Genomic DNA, 2,308 nt, shown 5'->3' with positions numbered 1-2,308 from the left:
GGCGGGAACGGGTACATGAGCCAGGACGTCCACATTCGCGACACGATCAAGTACACCGACTACAAGCGGTTCGGCTCGACGATCAAGATCATCTACGACGGGCAGGACATTACAAAGACCGGTCCGCAAAACGGCCAGCAGCAGGGACAGCCAGGAAAGCCGGCCACGCCCGCCCCGCCCGCGCAGCAGCCGAAGCCTCAGCAGTAGCGGAGAGCCCCTGTAGCCTGTAGCTAAAAGCCAGAAGCAACAGGCTACGGGCTACCAGCTGCATCAAAACCGCAGCGAGAGGCAGCTCAGGCCGCCGTCCATTTTTTGAAACTCGCTCATGTTCAGGACCAGTGGATCAAATCCGCGCGCGACCAGTTTCTCATTGATGTCCGGAAATCCTTTCGCCACAAGCACGCGGTCGTTCACGCGGACGCAGTTGGCGCCATAGCTCTCCGCGGCAGAGACGCGGATCTGATTGAAGCGGGCGAACTGGGGATTGTTAGCCATCTCATCCATCACCACCAGCGTGTTGTCCCCCACATAGCTGATGCCGCTCTTGAGATGAAGGATTGTCGTCATAGAGCGGATGTCGATGGTGGAAGCAGTGTAGCCGTGCTCGCCGAGTTGCGCAGCGAGCTGTCGGGCGCCTTCTTCGTTGGTGCGCAGTGAGACACCGATGAAGAAGTGGTTTTCGGCTTCGCATATATCCCCGCCATCCACCGTGCCGGGCGCTTCGATTGTCAAAACGCGGGTATAGAAACGCTCGATAACGGGCCGGATGGCCGCAACTTCACCCTCGCGGCTCGATGCGCCGGGGCGCGTGAGGACAGCAGCGTGCGGCGTCAGAATCGCTGCATCCTCCACAAAGGTGGAATCGGGGTGGCGAAGGTCGGGCTCAAGAACGGTCAGTTCGAGACCGCAGTCGCACAGGGCATCGCAATAGCGCGCATGCTGGTGAAGAACCTCGTCGAAAGCAGGAATGCCCAGATCGACGGTCGTGAGGCCGTCAGCGAAATTGCTGCCCGGAATGCGTACGATGGCGCGAGTAAACAGACGCAAAGCTCCAGTGGATTGTGGGTTGGGGAGCCTCAGTATTCTTTGCAGTCTCGTCGTTTTTCGGGTTGCGGAATGTGCACCAACTGGACACACCCGTGATGCGGCTTAGAGGAAGTCAATTAATAGAAGAGGTATTTGCGCCAGCGGTCGTCGCCCCGGCCGAGCATACGCATGATCTGGCGGCTGGTGTGGAGCGAGAATGGCCGCGGCTCGCGCAGCAAAATCATGTCATCAAGCTCCGCCAGCATGCGGTTGCCCTTGCGGCGGTTGCAGGCGTGGCAGCAGGCAACGAGATTCTCCCAAGTAGAGTTGCCGCCCCGCGAACGCGGCACGACGTGATCGAGAGTGAGTTCGCCAGAGGGCAGCACCACGCCGCAGTACTGGCACTGGTTGCGATCGCGCAACAGGATGTTTTTGCGCGACAGGGCGCGCGTCTGGTGCGGGATGCGCCGGTATTCAAGCAGGCGGATGACCGAGGGCATGGCGATGCGGCTGCGCTGCGCGTGAAGCGTGAGGCCGTGCTCCTCTTCAGTGCGCGCGATACCCTTGAGCACCAGCACGAGCGCGCGGCGCGCTCCGCAGATGTTGATAGGCTCATAGGACGCGTTGAGCACCAGCACCGGCATCTGCAGAATGTGGTTGGCGTGCACAGCCGTATGGGTGCCTGACTCAGCAGCATAAGCGGCGGCGCGTGCGGCGGATTTTTGCTTGCGTGCATGAATCATGGCTTTTCCGAGCGACATCTGGTCCCCTCTTTAGGAAAGTTGGTGAGTGGATGATGACAAATGCATGCCTGCGAACTGGTTGGCCGGCTCCATGCCGGGTTGGGCGCGTCTCGTTTCTAACGGAAGAAGCTGCGCGTTGTTGTTGATGCGGCGCGCGCGGGCGAGCGTCGCCACGTATACAGCGGTCGCTCCGGCCTTCATAAGGGACTGGGCAGCAGCGCGGGCGGTAGCACCGGTCGTGAGAATGTCATCGACCAGCAGGATTTGTTTGCCCGCGACAACGGACGGATCGGAAACCTTGAACGCGCCACGGACATTGTGGCGGCGCTGGCGCGGTGTCAGTCCTGCCTGGCTTGCGGTGGATCGCAGACGCATGAGCGTGGAGGGTGCCAGGGTAAGACGCCAGCCGGGATGCGATTTACGCAGGGCGTCGATGGCGCATTTAGCAAGGGCGCGGGCCTGGTTGAAGCCCCGCTGTTTCTGCTTGGTGCGGTGCAGCGGCACAGGCACAACGAGCAGACCTGCGGGCGCATCGGGAG

Annotated in this window: 3 protein-coding genes and 1 pseudogene; 1 reads left to right on the top strand and 3 read right to left on the bottom strand. The window is 61.2% G+C overall.

The features are described from left to right. Positions 1-207: pseudogene (locus WA354_RS19855) on the top strand (hypothetical protein); the annotation flags it as partial. Positions 208-270: 63 nt separating this feature from the next. Here the strand turns inward: WA354_RS19855 and WA354_RS19850 are convergent. The 3 genes from WA354_RS19850 to WA354_RS19840 all read right to left on the bottom strand — a co-directional run. Further along, on the bottom strand, positions 271-1,047 hold the full coding sequence (locus WA354_RS19850; protein ID WP_472814756.1) for a dimethylarginine dimethylaminohydrolase family protein: 777 nt from the start codon (positions 1,045-1,047) through the stop codon (positions 271-273). Positions 1,048-1,163: 116 nt separating this feature from the next. Beyond that, positions 1,164-1,769, bottom strand: a complete 606-nt coding sequence (locus WA354_RS19845; RefSeq protein ID WP_472814755.1) for an HNH endonuclease — start codon at positions 1,767-1,769, stop codon at positions 1,164-1,166. 30 nt (positions 1,770-1,799) lie between these two features. Then, on the bottom strand, positions 1,800-2,308 hold a 509-nt coding region (locus tag WA354_RS19840), incomplete at its 5' end, for a ComF family protein (RefSeq protein WP_472814754.1).

Origin of the sequence: Occallatibacter sp., assembly GCF_049802275.1 — a bacterium.
GTDB lineage: Bacteria > Acidobacteriota > Terriglobia > Terriglobales > Acidobacteriaceae > Telmatobacter.
This window is presented reverse-complemented; position numbering and strand designations above follow the sequence as displayed.